The following is a 17,939-nucleotide window of genomic DNA, read 5'->3' as shown; positions in this document are numbered from 1 at the left end:
ACACCTACATTTCCATCATCCATGATCTTAACAATGCAGCAACCGCTTCTGGTTTGGCATCGATAAACTTCTCAATCTGATATTTAGGACTTGATTTATCTTCAACATTGGTTTGAATTTCTTCAAGTTCTTCTTGACGTTTCGCTTCTTCTTCAGCTTGTACACGTGCAATCTCTTCTTCACGTTCTCTAGCATTTCTTCTACGTCCAAGTACAAAGAATATAATAACAACAAGGGCAATAACACCAACAATCAGACCCACCAACCATAGTGGAATGCCAGGTGAAATAAGTTCATCACCTGATTCATAAGTGACATAACCCATCTCATTGTCTGTGAACTTAGTTGCCATGACATTAACTTTTCTGGTTTCAATACCAGCAGCAGTCGTCACAAGTTCAATTAAATCCTGTTCCTGCTCTTCTGTCATATTGTTGTTTTCTAAAACATCTGTATTGACCAATAGGGCTACCTGAATATCAGTAATAGTTCCCTTGGCTCTTGTCAACATTCTGTTGATTTCATTGATTTCGTAATTAATAGTCTCTGATGCACTTTCAATGTCACTACCTGACGATGTGCCTGTTGGATAAGTCGTATCATCGGTATTCGAATCCGTTCCCGGTACACCTTCAGCACCCGTTGCAGTAACCGACTCAGAAACTTTGGATGCAGACCTTATGATCCCTGTTGTTTCACCTTCTACAGGTGGAACAAAGGTTCTTGAGGTTGTTGTATCATCATCAAAGAATAAAGTTGCATCTACCATCACTCGAACATTGGGTTGTCCATAAACAGCACCTAGGAACTTGACAAGTTTGTCCTCTAGCTGCATTTCAATAGAAACCTTCTGTTCCTGCATGGTTGAAGCCATAAAAGCATCTGAATCCTCACTGAATTTATTTAAAGGCATACCAGTTTGATCGATAATTGAGATATTTTCCTTAGGTAGGTTCTCGATGGAATCCTTAATAAAACTGACAATACCACTAATCTGGTCTCTAGATAGACCATCTTCATTAGTTAAAGTTAAGATAACACTGGCTCTTGATTCTTGTGGATCAGACAAAACAAAAGAACTCTTTTGAGCAATATGCAATTGAACGGTCGCTGTAGAAACACCTTCTAGCGATGAAAGTGCATCACCCAACTGATTGGCCATAATCAGGGTTTTCTGCGATTCCTGAATGGTGGAATTGGTCGTCAAGCTTGATGCATTAAACATATCCGTCCAAGTATAATTTGGCTGCGAAATACCAACATCTACTGCCATGGCCATTCTTGCCTTGGTATAATCATTTTTATCAACCATGAGTGTATTACCGCCATCATCTCTATAGGTGATAGATTTTTCAGTAAGCATGGTTGTTATTCTACTCATTTCATCAAATTCTAAACCAGATGCAAGGACGACATAAGTCGGTCTGGTCAAGAATAAAATTAATGCTACTATAGCAACGACAAAAAGGCCTCCTGCCGCAAGCCAAATTCTTCTTCTCCTATCTAGGGACTGGAAGAAGGTCGTTATTTGGGTTCTAATCCTTTGGATAAGTTCCGCCATTTATACACCTCTTTCTAACTACATCTGAATTCTCATAATCTCTTTATAAGCTTCGAGAACCTTATTACGAACTTCAACGGCAAAACTTAGGGACAACTCAGCCTTTTGTGATGCAATCATAACATCATGGATATTGCTGACCTCTCCTAACATAAACTTTTGATCCATTTCTTCTGCATAAAGTTGGTCCTTGTTGACCTCCTCTAAGGCATTGACTAAAAGCTCTTTAAAATCTACATTTGATACATTCTTAGTTGTATTATCTGCTTTGATGATGTTGCCAGATTGAACCTTACTAATTAAATCCATTTAAGCCCCCATTATCTTCCTATTTCCAGTGCCTTCATGGCCATACTTTTAGAAGTGTTTAAAGCTGTTACATTGGCTTCGTAAGACCTAGATGCCGACATCATATTGATCATTTCTGTTACAACATCTACATTAGGCATCAATACATAACCTTCATCATCCGCATCTGGATGACCTGGATTGTAGACACGCTTAAAATCGGATTGATCTTCTACAATTTCAGATACTTCCACACCGTTTCCTATCAACTTCTCTCCTTTTGCCTTGGCAAGGATGCTAGCAAAGTTATTCTCAGGACCTTGTTCTTTAAAAACTGCCATCTGTCTTCTGTAAGGTGTACCTGCTAGTGTTCTAGTCGTGTTTGCATTTGCGATGTTCTTAGAGATAACATCCATTCTCAAACGTTCTGCAGTTAAACCGGTCGCACTTACATTTAATGATTTAAATATTGACATGATTCACCTACCCTTGACTAATTGACATTCTCAATCTTTTCAGAGTTGAGTTAAGTTGTCTTGTAATTGTTTCATATTTTATCTGATTTTCAGCCATTTCAGCCATTTCAGTATCTATATTCACACTGTTGCCATCTCTTCTAAAACTCACCTGGTCGTCTTTTACAATTCGAGGTGTCACATCTGTAACAAGCGGCATATGCTTTTCATGAGTTCTTGCAATAGGCATGGTAGATGAACCCATGGCCTTTTTAAGAACCTCTTCAAACTCTACTGTCTCTCTTTTATAACCAGGTGTTTCTGCATTGGCTATATTGTTGGCTATTGCATCGTTTTTTAACCATGATGCATCTAGCGCCTTATTATATAAGTTTATATTATTAAACGAATTCTTTAACATAATTCCCTCCTACTAATATAGTCGGCAAAACTTCATGTTTTGTTAAGTATTTTTATAAAAAACCTTTTCTATTTAATCAACTTATATTATACCATATATATGATGTTTTTTTTAGATTTTCTACAAGATATAGTGTTTTAACAAAAATAAAAAAAGTCCTGCGAATAGTCACAGAACTTAAATAGTTTTAGAATTTTTTCTTCATTGCATCTAATTCAGGCATTAACTCTTCATTTAGGATTCGGATGTGTGTACCCTTCATACCAAGAGATCTTGATTCGATAACACCAGCAGACTCAAACTTTCTTAATGCATTTACAATAACAGATCTTGTGATACCCACTCTATCAGCTACCTTTGAAGCAACCAATAAACCTTCGTCACCTTCTAATTCATTAAAGATATGCTCAATAGCCTCTAACTCAGAGAAAGATAACGATTCAATTGCCATCTTAACGATAGATTTTTTTCTGTCTAATGCTTCTTTTTGTAACTTTCTAGCTCTTGTAATCTCCATAGAAATTACTGTTGCAGCATTTTCAGCTAGGATCATATCAGCATCATCAAATTCTTCACCAACTCTAGCTAATACAAATGTACCAATTCTTTGACCTTTAGACTTAATAGGTACAATCGAAATATGCTTGTGGTAAGACTCAGTATCACCTTTAAATGTATCAGCGATTTGATCAGCTGTTAAATTAGGTACTGTATCTGTAATCTTTAACATGTTTTCATTGTGCTCAACTGAGAAGAACATTTCACCAGATTCAGGATCTGCTAAGATAGAAGATGTGTTTGTGTCAACCATCTTAGAACCTAAGATCTTACCTTTTGCGTTGATCACATAAACATTTACCTCTAAAATATCAGCAATTGTATCACATAACTCATTGAATGATACTTTTTCATCACCTCTATCTTGTAAAATTTGATTTAACTTTCTTGATTTTTCTAGTAAATTTTTTAACATTTTTACCTCCTAATTTTCAGATATTTCTTCGCTGTACCCACATTCTTTATCAGTACATTTATATTCGTGTTTCTTTTTTGTCTTATACTCAATCATAGTCTTAGAACATTTTGGACATTTCTTGTCCACTGGCTTATGCCATGACATGAAATTACAGTTAGGGAATTCAGAACATCCATAGAATGTTTTGAACTTCTTAGTCTTTCTTTCTACAATATCACCAACACCACATTCCGGACACGTTACACCGATTTTCTTTAAAATAGGCTTTGTGTTTTTACAGTCTGGATAGTTTGAACAAGCCAAGAACTTGCCGAATCTACCATGCTTGATATTCATCATGTTGCCACAAAGCTCACATGGAATATCTGTTGGCTCAGTTAAATCAACTTTCTCAATATCCTCTTCAGCCTTTTCAATTAGAGATTCAAAAGGACCGTAGAATGTTTTAATAACTGATTTCCATGGCATTTCACCATCTTCTACCTGGTCAAACTGCATTTCCATATCAGCAGTGAAGTTGACTTCAATGATTCTTTCAAAGTAGTTTTCCATTATCTCATTGATAATATTACCTAGCTCTGTTGGGTACAGATGTTTCTTTTCTCTGCCAACATAACCTCTACTGATAACCGTACTTATTGTCGGAGCATAAGTAGATGGTCTACCAATACCCTTTTCTTCCATTTCTCTAACAAGTGTTGCTTCAGTATATCTTGCTGGTGGTTGAGTAAAATGTTGCTCTGGTAATATTTTCTCTAAAGATAATGCTTCGCCTTCAGATAATTTAGGCAGGATCTTATCAGTACTTGTACCAAAAGAATAAACTTTTAAATAACCATCAAATACTTGCGTTGAACCAGTTGATCTGATCAAATGGTCACCATTTTCTATGTCTACTGTTAAGGCTTCAAATTTAGCAGGGGCCATTAATGAAGCGACAAAACGTTCCCATATTAACTTGTATAACTTGTTTTGGTCTTTTGTTAAATAACCTTCTATAGACTCAGGTGTTCTCATAACATCTGTTGCTCTTATGGCCTCATGGGCATCTTGAGCATTCTTGTTATTTTTCACCTTCACTTCAGGTCCAAGATAGTTTTCACCAAACTCCTCTTTAACAAAGTCTTGTACCGCAGCCACAGCTGTATCAGCGATACGCGTTGAGTCTGTTCTCATATAAGTGATCAGACCCACACTGCCAACCCTAGGCAATTTAATACCTTCATATAGTTGCTGGGCTACTATCATGGTCTTTTTAGTTGAGAAACCTAACTTGTTAGATGCTTCCTGTTGCAGTCTTGAAGTCGTAAAACAAGCCTGTGGCTTTCTAGACTTTTCTTTTGTTTGTATAGACTTTACAGTATAAGCGCTCTTATCTAAGTCATCCATCACCTTTTGAACATCAGATTCAGACTTAAAAACTGCCTTTTCACCCTTTTGTCCAATATAAGATGCCTTAAAAGAAAGTTTATCTTGATTTTGAAAGTTAAAATCTAAAGACCAATACTCTTCTTTTTCAAATGCATTGATCAGGTTTTCACGGTCACAAATCATCTTAGTAGCAACCGATTGAACACGACCAGCACTTAAACCTTTTCTTACTTTTCTCCATAAGAGTGGAGAAATCGAATAACCAACCAATCTGTCTAGTACACGTCTTGCTTGTTGTGCATCCACTAAGTCAGTTTTTATAGTAGTAGGATGCTTAATGGCTTCCTTTACTGTCGCTTTTGTAATTTCATTAAATGTTACTCTACATGGTTCATCTAAATCAATACCTAAGATAAACGCTAAATGCCAGGCAATGGCTTCACCTTCTCTATCGGGGTCCGTTGCGAGAAAGACTTTGTCTGCTTTTTTTGCATATTTTCTTAACTCTTTTAATACAGGACCTTTACCTCTTATATTAATATAAGCAGGTTCAAACTCATTTTCTATATCAATACCCATTTTACTTTTCGGTAAATCTCTAACATGACCGACAGAAGCTAGTACCGTATAATTCTTGCCTAAAAATTTTTCTATTGTTTTAGCCTTAGCAGGCGATTCCACAATCACTAAGTATTTTGACATGAATACCCTCCGTTGAAATTTGTAATGTAATTATTAAAACATTACTTTTATAGTAAATCTGATTATGCTCTAAATGTCAAATGTTTTTTCAGAATTATCAGAAAAAAGTTTTTTATTATGATAATTAGCACACTTCTACTATTATAGCGACAAATCTTTTCTTTGCAAGAACTTTTATAGACAATTTAGGATTTTTTTATTAATATTTTTAAATATTTAGACAATTCCAAGTTCATCGAAGACATCTTCTATAGAAGAAAGGAGTCTTGCACCCTGGCCAATTAACATATTTGTCCCTTCAGAAAGTTTGGAATCTATCGGTCCTGGGACAGCCATTATGGTCTTGCCTTGGTCAAGTCCATAATTAACTGTAATCATGGTCCCACTCTTCTTCTTAGCTTCTACAACAATAAGCACGTCACACAAAGCAGAGATCAATCTGTTTCTAAATGGAAACTGATGCTTTAAGGGTTTCTGATAAAAACCGTATTCCGACAGAATCAAACCTTTTTCTAAAATACGATCGTACTCAGGCTGATGAGCTTTGGGATAACAGTTTAAGATACCCGAACCAAGAACAGCAACAGTAGAACCTCCTGCGTCAAGCGCACCTCTGTGTGCTTCAATATCCACCCCATAGGCCAAACCACTTATTATCTGAATATCTTTCTTGGCTAAATGGTAGGCAAGCTCATAGGCGATTTTTCTGCCATATGGTGTACACTTTCTTGCACCTATTATAGAAACAGCATTATTAGATAAAGTGCCATCACCTCTCGCCCATAAATATTTAGGTGACCTAAAGATATCCAATCCCGGTTCTATGAGTCTTAAACCATGTTCCTTCATTATATCCTTATAGCCATTTAAATCAGATTTATTCAACTTGTCTGTTAAGAGCCTTTCTCCTGCCATGATTTTGCAAGTGGTCATACCCGTCATAGTGGAGTTGGATAAAAGCATAAATTTTTCTTTTTCAGTCATACAACCTCCTAATTTTTACCATTAGTATAACCAAAATAAAAAGACCTTTCAATATAAAAGGCCTTAATTAACTATTTCTTATAAGTTTTCTTGATATAATCATGAACTTCAAGTTTCTTGTTAGACTGATTTAAACGAATCAAATCCGCTGCCATTTGCTCATAATTTTCAATTCTTGGCTTGATGGTAAATAAGATGCCATTGTCATCTGCTAGCACAATCCACTTCTTGTTTCTTCTTGTGATTGTCATGTACTTGATGTCTCTGTACTTGATTTCCTTAACAACCTTGTCCTTATTACGAACAATCATACGGTCACCAGCAAGTTCAAATGTTGCACGCAACTCTGATACAGCATCCTTTAAAATTAAAAGCGCTATCAGACCAACAACAATCATATACCAAGTTTCTGTCGCGATATAAAAACCAAGAATCAGGAGCAAACCGGCAAATATGAAGTTGAAGATAATTGTTCTTTTTGAATACTTGTACATAAAAAAAATCCCCCTTATGACTATTCTAATGAAAAGGAAGATAAAAATACAGTTCTATTTAATAAAAATCATTGTTTTTTTAAATTTATTTATAAGCATGCTCTTTTTGATCCATCTGGGCAATAAAAGTTAAGACCTTTGCCACCACATGGTAAAGTTCCTCTGGAATGGTATCTCCTATCGAAAGATTATAGAGCTGCTGGCTCAGAAGCTCGTCTTCATATGTTTTAACACCCGCTTCTTCAGCAACTTTAATGATGTTTTCAGCAACAACACCCTTCCCCTTTGCAACAAGTTCTGGTGCAATTTGCTTTTCCGAGTCATACTTTAAAGCCGTCGCAATTTTTTTCTTATCCATAATCACACCTTCACATTAATAAAGTGACTGCTCTCTTCTCCCACAAACTCTGTTAAAGAGATTTTTTCACGATTTTCCACATGAACATGAACCTGATACATATCAAAGTAGTCCACCAAAAGAGACATTTGACTCTCTATAAGGTCTTTTACAGAGTCATGGCTAACTTTAAATCCGATATCCAGGTTTTTCCCCTTCACTTCAACAAGGGCCTGAACCAAGTCCAAATAATCAGTATTTAAGGCTATTAAAATCTTGGCATTGTCTTTTGTCATGGCCTTACCTGATTGCTTGTCCTGTTTAAAATAGATATCCACACTTTGAAGGTTCTGATTCATCTGCATGGGTATTTGAATCCAGGCAAGATTGTCTTGGTCCGATTCAAGAAATTGAATGGATTCAAGCAAGTTTTCTGATGAGGCCTTTAATCTAGATTTTGGCATCTCTTCTACCAATTTAGAAAGTTCCGCATTCAACTCGTTAAAATACTCTTTAACAAGGGCCTTATCTGACAGTTTATTTAAATCAAATCCCTTGAGAAGGGCTAAGAGTTTTTCAGGTTCTTTTATATCTGATGTTTTTACCAGGTCTTCAATCACTTCTTTAACCTGCTCACCTATCTTGGTCGCATCAAAGCTAAGCTTATCTAAACTCGTCATCTGCTTAAAAGTAAGGGGTTTGTCAAGTTTCATAAGCTGACCCAATTTTTCCATGGTGTCCTCTACTACCACCTGGTCCACATCATCACGTATCAGACCGAAAAGATTTTTTACAATCTCCTTAGGCACATTTTTTTCAGGAAGTTCTTGTTGACCAGGCAAGTCCAAAGACTTAATGACCACTTCTTTAAAAGTAGCTTCCTTAAATTCTTTAACAGACTCAAAACCAAGGGTCTTAGAAAACTTTTCTAATACTTGTTCCTTTAACTCCGGCTGGATGATCTGTTCCATCCTCACAGGTTCTTTAACCAAGTGGTCAACAGACTTGTTAAAGGTCGATAGAAACTTAAAATTGTCCGTCAATGTTTTGATGGAATCCTTGGTGATGTTCAAGTCAAGTGCCTTCAAGACTTCATAGGCCTTTACAGATTCTTCACTTGGTCTAATATCTACCTGAGAAAGGACACTTTTGATTTGCTTGGACACTTCCTCACCTGTCATAATAGCCAGTTTAGGAAGTTCCCCTTCAGGTGTATCTAAAACCTTAAAATCAAGCACGTCTCCTTCATTAAACCTTTCAGGCTGGTCAACAATTGCACGCAAACTAGAGCCGTCTTGAAGTTGAATCAAGATAGCTTCAGTTTGGACCGCCAGCACCTTTCCAAGTACATTGGTCCCTGCTTTTAAGTTCACCTGATCCTTGCCCCTTGTCGCAAGGTCTTTCAGCTGAATCTGCAATTGTTGAGGTGTTATTCTCATACAAAATCCTTTACAAATGTCTTTCTATGAATAGGCGAAATACCAACGGCATTTAAGCCATCATAATGGGCTCTTGTACCATAACCTTTATTAGATGCAAAATCATAGTGAGGATAGGTTTTATCATAGCCTATCATCATCCTATCTCTTGTCACTTTTGCCAGTATAGAAGCAGCGGCAATAGAGACTGATTTTTCATCTCCCTTTATAATAGAAGTCTGGTCTATATCTATATCGTCAAGTTTAACGGCATCAATTAGTAAATGATCCGGTTTTCTTTTAAGACCTTCAATAGCACGCTTCATAGCAAGCTTCGTTGCGTTTAAAATATTCAGTTCATCTATTTCTTCATTTGTAGCTATACCGTATGATACTTCTACAGCAGACTCAGTGATCTCATCAAAGAGCCTTTCTCGATTTTTTAGGCTGACCTTCTTAGAGTCGTTGATGCCTTCATAAAACAAGTCATTCAGTACAACCGCACATGTGACCACAGGACCTGCTAGTGGACCCCTGCCAACTTCATCTAGACCTGCAATGATACAAGGTCCTCTTGATAAGAGTTCCTCTTCATAAACCATCATCCCCTTAACACGGTCAAGTTCTTTTTGGTGTTTTAAGGCTTTTTTATGAACGGATTCAATAAGCTTTAAAACACCCTTTCTGTCGTCCTTTATCTCAGAAACATAAGCCACTTGGTCTTCTATTGACAGAAGGCTCAGGGCTTCTTTGTATTCACTAATTTTCTTCATAACCACGTGCCTCTAATTCATCAGGTGTTTCAAGTGTGATATGCCCTAGTCTACCCGCTCTAAAGTCATTGATCACAAGCTTGGCAACCCTGTTGTAGTCTACATCCTTAGATCGGTCATAGAAGTTCTTAAAATCAGCAATGGCATCTACAACTTCGATGGTATCCACTTGATCAAAGTCCATGTCTAGTTGATATCTCTTCTTAATAGTATCCGGATACTTAAGCATCATTCGACCTACAAGATGGTAACCTACATCCTCAATGATTAAAGTCTCATCGTTAATGGCACCTGTAAAGGCTAAATTAAGGCCAGATTCCTGGTCGTCAATTTTAGGCCATAAAATACCTGGGGTATCAAACAACTCTATATCATCACGCACTCTAACCCACTGCTTACCTTTTGTTACGCCAGGCTTATTACCCGTTTTAGCCGCCTTTTTACCAACCAGCTTATTGATTAGAGACGACTTACCTACATTAGGAATACCTACAATCATCATTCTAATGGCTCTAGGAACTCTACCCTGTGCTTTCATCTTGTCTACGAGTGGCTTTGTTTCGATTTTAATCTGCTTTAATAAATCCTTAACCCCATCACCTGTGATTGAGTTGATAGGAATGGCAACAATACCTTTGGCCTTATAGTAAGCAATCCAGTCCTTTAAAATTCTTTGATCACATAAATCATACTTATTTAATAGGACAACCCTAGGCTTATGACCTACCAACTCATCAATTTGCGGATTTCTTGATGAAATTGGAATTCTTGCGTCCAATAACTCAACAACAACATCCACAAGTTTTAAATTTTTCTGTATCAATTCCTTGGTCTTTTTCATATGACCAGGATACCAGTTAATATGCATTTCACACCTCTTCTATATATATTCTACTTCAATTATAATTAAATCCTTAATAAAATGAAAGAGCGATGAATCTCATCGCTCCTTAAATCATTATTTTGCTCTTCTTGGCTTAACTTTAGCAGCTTTACCAACTCTGTCTCTTAAGTAGTTGATCTTAGCTCTTCTAACTTTACCAAGTCTAACAACTTCAATTTTCTCAACTTTTGGAGAATGAAGTGGTAATGTTTTTTCAACACCTACACCAGAAGAAATCTTTCTTACTGTGAAAGTTTCTCTAGCACCGCCACCTTGTCTCTTCATTACGATACCTTCGAAGATCTGAATTCTTTCTCTCTTACCCTCGATGATTCTTAAGTGAACCTTTACAGTATCACCAACTTGGAAATGTGGTCTTTCTGTATTAAGCTGAGCTTGCTCAATACTCTTAATAATATTGTTCATTGGAATTTCCTCCCTAATACTCGTTACGTTCTTAAGGAACCTTTTCCCCCAGAGGAACGCACGTTATAAAAGTGTATCTAGCGACACACTCATATAATTATACAATCATCTTATTCATTTGTCTAGATATTTTTTTAAGATTTTCATCTCTTTTTTAGATAAATCTCTCTTTGCATACTTTTTAATCATATCTGGTCTTCTTGAAGCCGTCAGCTTGATGGATTCCTCTAACCTGAAGTCTTCAATCTTCTGATGGTTGCCAGAAAGTAAAACATCCGGCACCTTCATACCTTCATAGTCAGCAGGTCTTGTATAATGAGGATACTCTAAAAGACCATTGTAGTGGCTTTCATCCTCATAAGATACATTTTGTCCTAGAACACCATCTTTTAATCTAGCTACTGCATCCATCATAACCATGGCTGGCAGTTCACCACCTGTTAAAACAAAATCACCAATAGAAACCTCATCGGTTACATACTTATCAATGACACGTTGGTCAACGCCTTCATAGTGACCACATAAAAATACGATTTCTTCTTCTAAAGCCAACTCTTTGGCAAAAACTTGGTCAAAAACACGGCCTTTAGGCGTCATATAGATGACCCTGCCTGAAGTCGTCTCTAAAGCATCTGCTATGGGTTGAACCTGCATAACCATGCCAGCGCCGCCCCCATAAGGATAGTCGTCCACTTTCTTGTGTTTATTGGTTGAGAAATCTCTAATATTGATGACGTTAAGTGAAATCAAAGACTGGTCTTGAGCACGTTTCATGATGCTGTGATTCATAGTTTCAAACATTTCAGGAAAAAGTGTCAATACATGAAATTTCATTACAAAAGACCCTCAATTAAAGTCACATGAATGATGCCCTCTTCTAGATCAATTTCTTCTACAAAATCATCCACAACAGGAATCAAGACTTCCTTGCCTTCATTTGTCTTCACCAAATACAAGTCATGAGCTGGATTTTGAAGAACATCTTCTAGTATACCAATCTCACCCTTTTTATGGTCCACGATCTTTAAGCCGATGATGTCTTCAACATAAACTCTGTCCTCAAGTTCTAACTTTTCTGTATAGACAATTCTATTTTTATATTTCTCTATATCATTAATATGGTCATAGCCTTTAAACTTCACAATAGCTAAGTTTTTCTTGTATCTAACCTTTTCAATGATGAACTTTTCATCTAATCCTTCCACATAAACATAGTCGAGTTCTTCAAAACGTTCTACATAATCTGTGTCTGGATAAATTCTAACATCACCCTTCAAGCCTTGTGTATTGACTATTTTACCAATTCTTATTAAGTCCATTCTTACTCCTTACATCATTGTCCTGCATTTAAAAAATCTATCATATTATAAACCAATTTCTCAGGAAAAGCCACACGAATCTTAGATTTCAGCCACTTATCTAGAGATTGGTCAGAATGGTATAAAGAAAGTAAGTCTATTTCATCTACTATAGCCACGATTTGGGCAATCTCAGGGATCTCTTCATGTTTAAGTCCATATGGAAATCCAGAACCATCATAAGCTTCATGGTGATACAAGATACCTTTGGCAGTATCCACATGCACACCAAGTTCTACGGCTATTTCGTAACCCTTGGCCGTATGATTTTCATACATGCGCTTTTCTAAGTCTGTATCAAAACTAAGCTCATAAGCCTCCATATTCGGCATGGCCGTCAAAGCTATATCGTGTAAAAGTGCCGCATTGTAAATATTTCTAACCATTTTTTCAGGATAGTCCATAAACCTTGCATAAGCTTCAGCCATTTTTGCACATCTTAAACCATGTTCGGCAACTGCCGGCATCTGCATACAGAAGTTAGAATACAAGACATTGGTGATGGCGTCTTGAGAACTTAAGTTATATTTTAAACGCTTGGCATATAAATCTTCCTCAGCCTTTTTATAAATTTCATATAAAAGAGATCTAGAATCACCTCTTAAGGCATAACCAAAGTGGATGTCTACTAAAAAACCATCTCTTTCTCTACAGATGTCCATGACGGTATTGATACGGTCTTTAAGTTCAGACTCAATCAGGCCGACTTGCATGACAGCAAACTGACTACCATCCATTCTTGCGATTGTAGAATTCTTAAAGACTTCATCAATGATCAAAGTCACTTCCTGTAAAATCTCATCTCCATACTCATAACCAAATGAATTGTTGATCTGTTTAAGACCCGATATAACCATAACAACAACAGACATGGTTTCATCATCTTCATCAAATGTCTTTATATGACGGATAAAGTATTCCCTGGTATACATACCAGTTAAGGCGTCATATGCAAAGGTCAGATTTGGTTTTTCCTCACTATCCACCAACTTAGTAACATTGTTCTGAAACAGCTTGGCTTCATATAAAAAGTCATCTGGTACATAGTTGACAAAGAAAAAACCAACCATAATGGTGTACATGACACCAGACATAATCATATTCTCTATCAAGGTGCCCAAAATCACATTAGAAAAGACAACAATCACATAGACCACCAAGGCTAGAAGATTGGTTCTAAAAACATGCTGGTACTTTTGGTCGCATGACAACCTTAATTTCTGATTGATGATAAACATTTCTAAAACTAAGACCAACTGATAAACCAAAACACCTATTACAACGGAATAATGAAAAGCGCCAATGATTTCATCCTCGTAGCCGCCTCCTGTTAGATGCTGAAGCAAACTTAAAGCCATCATAAACAAATAGATGTAAGGCACCACTCGTACAAATATAGATATAGGTGCATTTTTCTCATCTCTGTTAATGGAACGATGAAATTCAACAAAAATATTTCTCCAAATAAAGAGACCTACAACAGGCACTAGATTTTCAAAGGCTATAACAATCATTTCCCTACTAAAAAACCCCTGGCTTAACAAGACCATATTGTAGATCAAGACTGAAAGAATAGAATACTTAAACTTCATCACATACTCTTTTTTCAGATAAAAGCCCAGTAGGCCTGTAAGACCTAAAGCAAAAGTCATCACACTCAACAAAATTACAAACTCGATTTTATACATACATCCCCCTAAGAGATATTATACTAAAAAAAGCTAGATTCCTCTAGCTTTCAAGATTAAAAATAAATTGATAGTAGTCTCTTCCCCTATCCTTAAATTTTATAAAACGACCACCTAGCAAGTTTTCTACAATGGTCTGTATGATATAAAGATCGTAGGAGTCTACAAGACTATCGGATGAAGATTCTGTTTCCGTTGTTGTTTTAAAGTCTCCAACACCAATGGTCACAATATTGGATTCAGTAGACACTTCCATGTCAAAGCCATTTCTCTCTGCATTGATAAGAAGCTTCTTACTGACAAGATCAATGCACTTTTCAAATAAAGAGGTGTTGATATAAAGTGTTGTTTCTGCATGACAGATGATGCCTATATCTTCAATGCCTTTATAACGCTTATAAGATGCTTTGATTTCTTCTAGATAAGTCTTGACATCCACATGCTTGACTTCCTCACTGTCATTGGTCCTATAAAGTTTTAAAGTATCTACAAAGCCAATTACCTTGTTCATGCTTTCTTCATAAAGAGACAAGGATTTCTTAATTTCAGTCATATGATTGATAAAGTCATTTTTGGTCAGCTTGCCCTCTTCAAACTTTTTCTTTGTTTTGTCATTGACATTTTTCAAATGACTGGTTGAAGTATTCATAACACCTAAAGGTGTGTTCATATGATTGGCAATGTTTATAAACATAGAATCTAAGACATTTCTCTTTTCAGCCACCAAAAGCTTTTCCTGTGTTGAGTTTAAAGATTCCATGGTCGCTTCTAACTCTTGGTTTTTTGCCATCAACTCCTGCTGGACTTCATGAGACTTAGCAATTGTCTTTTTTAAAAATGTATTGGTGTTTCTCAGTTTATCTGCCATGATTTCATGGTCAATCATGCCCATGTCATCATCATCTCTTCTGATTTCACTGGTTAAGAGACCTGAATAATATTCCATGTTCTGCTGTATTTCCAAGTCTTTAAGGATTTCATGATAAAAGAGGGCATCCTCGTACTTACCAACGGCCTTGTTGTACTTGTACATGGTCATACAAAACTGCAAATACATATTTTGATTTTCAGTCACCACATCATAATTCATGACCTTTTTTAAGGTCCTTTTGGCCAGGTCAAACTGATAAGTAGAAACATAAACATCAGCGAGTTCAATCATGGCCATCACACCATTGGTAATATAGGTATTTTCAAAATCAAACTCAATACCTTCTTTGATAAACTTAATGGCATTATCATAATCATGAAGCCTTGCATAAGCAGAACCAATATTATGAACAAGTCTTAAACCGGGTTTATAATGAATAGACTTGGTAAGCTCGTAATTGTCCAAATAGATCTTCAATGTTTCATCATGCCTATCTAACTTAGAAAGAACAATGCCTTTGACGTTTTGAAGTTCTATATATAAACCATCTAAAGTATCATCACTGTATTTATCTATGATCTCTAAAGCCTTTTCAGGCGCACCATAAAGGCCATGGGCCAAGGCATAGTACTTCACGTAAGTCAGTTTGTTTTCACGGTCACGACTTAAAGAAATGATTCTTTTCATAGTATCTAAAAGTAGAATCCTTCTGCTAAAGCCTTCTATGACATTTGAGGCCTTATAAAACACATTAGGAATTTCACATACTAAATCATTGTCCTCATAATAATCAAGGGCCTTTAACAAGAGTCTTAAAGACTCATCAAGATGTCCTTTTAAGATTTTTTCATTTACTTCTGCCATCTGTTCTAAAAATATTTGATTCATACACATAGTCTCCCTAATCTACATTTACCCAGAAACAAAAGAAAAAATCAGAGACAAACTCTGATTTAATGATTTCCTATTACTTTTGTATAGAGTCTGCCTGTTCTGTAGAACAATGATATGATGAAACTTTCTACAAATATTGATAAGGTGATAGCAATCCATACACCGACAATACCCATCTTAAAGACAGATGTTAAAAGCAACGAAGCCGACAATTTAACAATGACATTTGCCACAAGAGCAGCCACCATAGGTGGATAAGTATCTCCAGCTCCTGCAAAAGCTCCCCTATAAATAAAGACATGTCCAAGTACAATAAAGCCTATGAAGACGATTCTTATGTAGCTGACACCGTAGGAAAGAACCAAGGGATTTGGATTGAAGATATTGAAAAGATTTTCTGTAAAAACAAGGTAGGAAATCGAAAAAACAAGTAAATTGATAAAGGAGTAGATGATCCCTTCTTTTACAATCCCTTTTGCTTCATCAGCAACCTCCTGGATACTCGTGACATTCAGTCGTGAGAGGAAAGGAGGTTATTGGTGAGAAACTTGAGTAATTATAGCCATCTGCCTTCTGGACCAACTCACAATACTTATGATTGATGCCTTGCACTGTTCCGTGTTTTGTTTTGATATTGAAATAACCACTTGTTCTACAAGACACAGTACCATAATGAGTGCCCTTTTTCTTACCTTTTGGTACATTCGCTTTGACTAAGTCGCCAGTCTTGTATCCATGATGATATTTCTGTCTCGGTTTGTAAGCTCTTGGAAAACCATACTTATCGAGTAGTGTCCTAGAATGAGAACCTCTACCACATGCACTTATTTTTAGGACCTTCAAATCCTTAGGTATATCAAAAGACTCAGGTATCTCACCAACACATAAAGCATCATTATAATGTGTCTTTTCAAGACCCATCATACTTCTGTTAAACTTGGTTCTACCACCACTTGACACTTCTAAGTGCTCAGTTTTTCTGCTAAGCATTTGATAGGTCGTTTTCCTAGATGTATTCATTCTAGCAGCATCTCTATAGGATACCTGTCTTCCTTTTGATAGAATCTTTTCTATATGCTTAACTCTGATTTGATCAATTTTCTTATGACTGATTTTCAACCTTTGAAACCACTCTTCTAGATTCCATGAAGTTTTTTCTTGATTACACGTCCTACAAGCAATTGTCAGATTAGACACTCTATTCGTACCACCATTATTTCTTGATACCATATGTTCTACTTCTAAGATGGGATCTTGACTTGCACCATTACAATACTGACAAGTATGACTAGAAGTATAAAGTAAATATTCTCTGACCTCATGCCCAAATAAGGTTCCTTGTTGATATTCTATTCCTGAAATATCAGGATTGTCCATTAACTGAGTATCAAAACGAACTGTCTCCATACTAATAGCCTTAATAGGACATAACTTATGTAAGCGATCTGTCATGGTTTCTATGTTGTCTACATTGGATTGTACAGAAGGTGGTAACCAACCTTCTTTTCTAGTCCTATTTAGGAACCTCGGTTTTCTATACCGAGTCTTACGATTCCTTCTGTTTCTTCTTAAACTCCTACGATCATCTAGGTTTGATTTAATAACTTCTGATCGATGATTGAGTTCTCCAAGAAAAACAACTTTTGCTTCTGCTTTGGTATCTTCAACAATAGCAATACCTGTTGTTTTTGCACCTGGGTCAAACTTAAGGATATAATCCTTTGTTTCAGGATCAACGATTAATTGTTTTAGCCTAATCGTAAAAGGCTCTCTTTTGTGTACTACCGCATAACCCTTATTCAATAACCATCTTGCTTTTGCAGGATGACAAGGGTTAAGCGGTGTTTTGTTCTTGTTTAATACAAAAACCATAAAGTAATTTCCTTTCTCTTAGAGCAAGCTCTAAGGTATCGCGAGTAAACTCGCCTGCCTCGCCAATGTTATCTACACTTGTTAAGCTACACTCACCGTCCGCACCCCTACAAACTGTTTAAAATGTAACGCTAGAGCTGCAAGCTGGCAGAGCACCTGCAGGTAGC

Annotated in this window: 19 protein-coding genes; all 19 read right to left on the bottom strand. The window is 36.4% G+C overall.

The window, feature by feature from the left end; all coding sequences use genetic code 11:
• Positions 1 to 4 precede the first annotated feature (4 nt).
• Positions 5 to 1,561 carry a flagellar basal-body MS-ring/collar protein FliF gene (fliF, locus tag EZV73_RS14195; protein ID WP_240841003.1) on the bottom strand — a complete coding sequence of 519 codons (1,557 nt, stop codon included), beginning with the start codon at positions 1,559 to 1,561 and terminating at the stop codon, positions 5 to 7.
• An 18-nt stretch (positions 1,562 to 1,579) separates the two neighbouring features.
• The gene (gene fliE, locus EZV73_RS14190) at positions 1,580 to 1,870 is read right to left on the bottom strand and encodes a flagellar hook-basal body complex protein FliE (protein WP_240841002.1); all 291 of its coding nucleotides are present in this window, start codon (positions 1,868 to 1,870) and stop codon (positions 1,580 to 1,582) included.
• Between the two features lie 11 nt (positions 1,871 to 1,881).
• The gene (flgC, locus tag EZV73_RS14185) at positions 1,882 to 2,325 is read right to left on the bottom strand and encodes a flagellar basal body rod protein FlgC (RefSeq protein WP_240841001.1); all 444 of its coding nucleotides are present in this window, start codon (positions 2,323 to 2,325) and stop codon (positions 1,882 to 1,884) included.
• Positions 2,326 to 2,332: 7 nt separating this feature from the next.
• The gene (gene flgB / locus EZV73_RS14180; protein WP_240841000.1) at positions 2,333 to 2,725 is read right to left on the bottom strand and encodes a flagellar basal body rod protein FlgB; all 393 of its coding nucleotides are present in this window, start codon (positions 2,723 to 2,725) and stop codon (positions 2,333 to 2,335) included.
• Between the two features lie 187 nt (positions 2,726 to 2,912).
• Complete coding sequence (codY, locus tag EZV73_RS14175) at positions 2,913 to 3,698, bottom strand: GTP-sensing pleiotropic transcriptional regulator CodY (protein ID WP_240840999.1); 786 nt, start codon at positions 3,696 to 3,698, stop codon at positions 2,913 to 2,915.
• Between the two features lie 9 nt (positions 3,699 to 3,707).
• On the bottom strand, positions 3,708 to 5,774 hold the full coding sequence (gene topA / locus EZV73_RS14170; protein WP_240840998.1) for a type I DNA topoisomerase: 2,067 nt from the start codon (positions 5,772 to 5,774) through the stop codon (positions 3,708 to 3,710).
• A 216-nt stretch (positions 5,775 to 5,990) separates the two neighbouring features.
• Positions 5,991 to 6,758, bottom strand: coding sequence for a DNA-processing protein DprA (dprA, locus tag EZV73_RS14165; RefSeq protein ID WP_240840997.1), 768 nt, complete (start codon positions 6,756 to 6,758; stop codon positions 5,991 to 5,993).
• 71 nt (positions 6,759 to 6,829) lie between these two features.
• Positions 6,830 to 7,252, bottom strand: coding sequence for a hypothetical protein (locus tag EZV73_RS14160; RefSeq protein WP_240840996.1), 423 nt, complete (start codon positions 7,250 to 7,252; stop codon positions 6,830 to 6,832).
• Positions 7,253 to 7,337: 85 nt separating this feature from the next.
• Positions 7,338 to 7,610 (bottom strand): EscU/YscU/HrcU family type III secretion system export apparatus switch protein, encoded by a 273-nt coding sequence (locus tag EZV73_RS14155; protein ID WP_240840995.1) that lies wholly within the window; start codon positions 7,608 to 7,610, stop codon positions 7,338 to 7,340.
• A gap of 2 nt (positions 7,611 to 7,612) precedes the next feature.
• Positions 7,613 to 9,028 (bottom strand): hypothetical protein, encoded by a 1,416-nt coding sequence (locus EZV73_RS14150; protein WP_240840994.1) that lies wholly within the window; start codon positions 9,026 to 9,028, stop codon positions 7,613 to 7,615.
• Positions 9,025 to 9,780 carry a ribonuclease HII gene (locus EZV73_RS14145; RefSeq protein WP_255813414.1) on the bottom strand — a complete coding sequence of 252 codons (756 nt, stop codon included), beginning with the start codon at positions 9,778 to 9,780 and terminating at the stop codon, positions 9,025 to 9,027. Before EZV73_RS14145 ends, EZV73_RS14150 begins: the two co-directional genes overlap by 4 nt.
• Positions 9,767 to 10,648 carry a ribosome biogenesis GTPase YlqF gene (gene ylqF / locus EZV73_RS14140; protein ID WP_240840992.1) on the bottom strand — a complete coding sequence of 294 codons (882 nt, stop codon included), beginning with the start codon at positions 10,646 to 10,648 and terminating at the stop codon, positions 9,767 to 9,769. Before ylqF ends, EZV73_RS14145 begins: the two co-directional genes overlap by 14 nt.
• 90 nt (positions 10,649 to 10,738) lie before the next feature.
• The gene (gene rplS, locus EZV73_RS14135; protein ID WP_240840991.1) at positions 10,739 to 11,089 is read right to left on the bottom strand and encodes a 50S ribosomal protein L19; all 351 of its coding nucleotides are present in this window, start codon (positions 11,087 to 11,089) and stop codon (positions 10,739 to 10,741) included.
• A gap of 114 nt (positions 11,090 to 11,203) precedes the next feature.
• On the bottom strand, positions 11,204 to 11,923 hold the full coding sequence (gene trmD / locus EZV73_RS14130; protein ID WP_240840990.1) for a tRNA (guanosine(37)-N1)-methyltransferase TrmD: 720 nt from the start codon (positions 11,921 to 11,923) through the stop codon (positions 11,204 to 11,206).
• The gene (gene rimM / locus EZV73_RS14125) at positions 11,923 to 12,408 is read right to left on the bottom strand and encodes a ribosome maturation factor RimM (protein ID WP_240840989.1); all 486 of its coding nucleotides are present in this window, start codon (positions 12,406 to 12,408) and stop codon (positions 11,923 to 11,925) included. The genes trmD and rimM overlap by 1 nt, the downstream gene beginning before the upstream one ends.
• A gap of 14 nt (positions 12,409 to 12,422) precedes the next feature.
• Positions 12,423 to 14,135, bottom strand: coding sequence for an HD-GYP domain-containing protein (locus EZV73_RS14120; protein WP_240840988.1), 1,713 nt, complete (start codon positions 14,133 to 14,135; stop codon positions 12,423 to 12,425).
• 43 nt (positions 14,136 to 14,178) lie between these two features.
• Positions 14,179 to 15,894 carry a hypothetical protein gene (locus tag EZV73_RS14115; protein ID WP_240840987.1) on the bottom strand — a complete coding sequence of 572 codons (1,716 nt, stop codon included), beginning with the start codon at positions 15,892 to 15,894 and terminating at the stop codon, positions 14,179 to 14,181.
• 65 nt (positions 15,895 to 15,959) lie between these two features.
• The gene (locus tag EZV73_RS28675; protein WP_330637137.1) at positions 15,960 to 16,370 is read right to left on the bottom strand and encodes an MATE family efflux transporter; all 411 of its coding nucleotides are present in this window, start codon (positions 16,368 to 16,370) and stop codon (positions 15,960 to 15,962) included.
• Positions 16,371 to 16,383: 13 nt separating this feature from the next.
• Complete coding sequence (gene iscB, locus EZV73_RS14105) at positions 16,384 to 17,772, bottom strand: RNA-guided endonuclease IscB (RefSeq protein ID WP_240840985.1); 1,389 nt, start codon at positions 17,770 to 17,772, stop codon at positions 16,384 to 16,386.
• Between the last annotated feature and the right edge of the window lie 167 nt (positions 17,773 to 17,939).

This window comes from Acidaminobacter sp. JC074 (assembly GCF_022496765.1).
In the GTDB taxonomy this organism is placed as follows: domain Bacteria; phylum Bacillota; class Clostridia; order Peptostreptococcales; family Acidaminobacteraceae; genus JABXKX01.
Note: the sequence above shows the minus strand (reverse complement) of the source record. Positions and strands in the feature narration are given on the sequence as shown.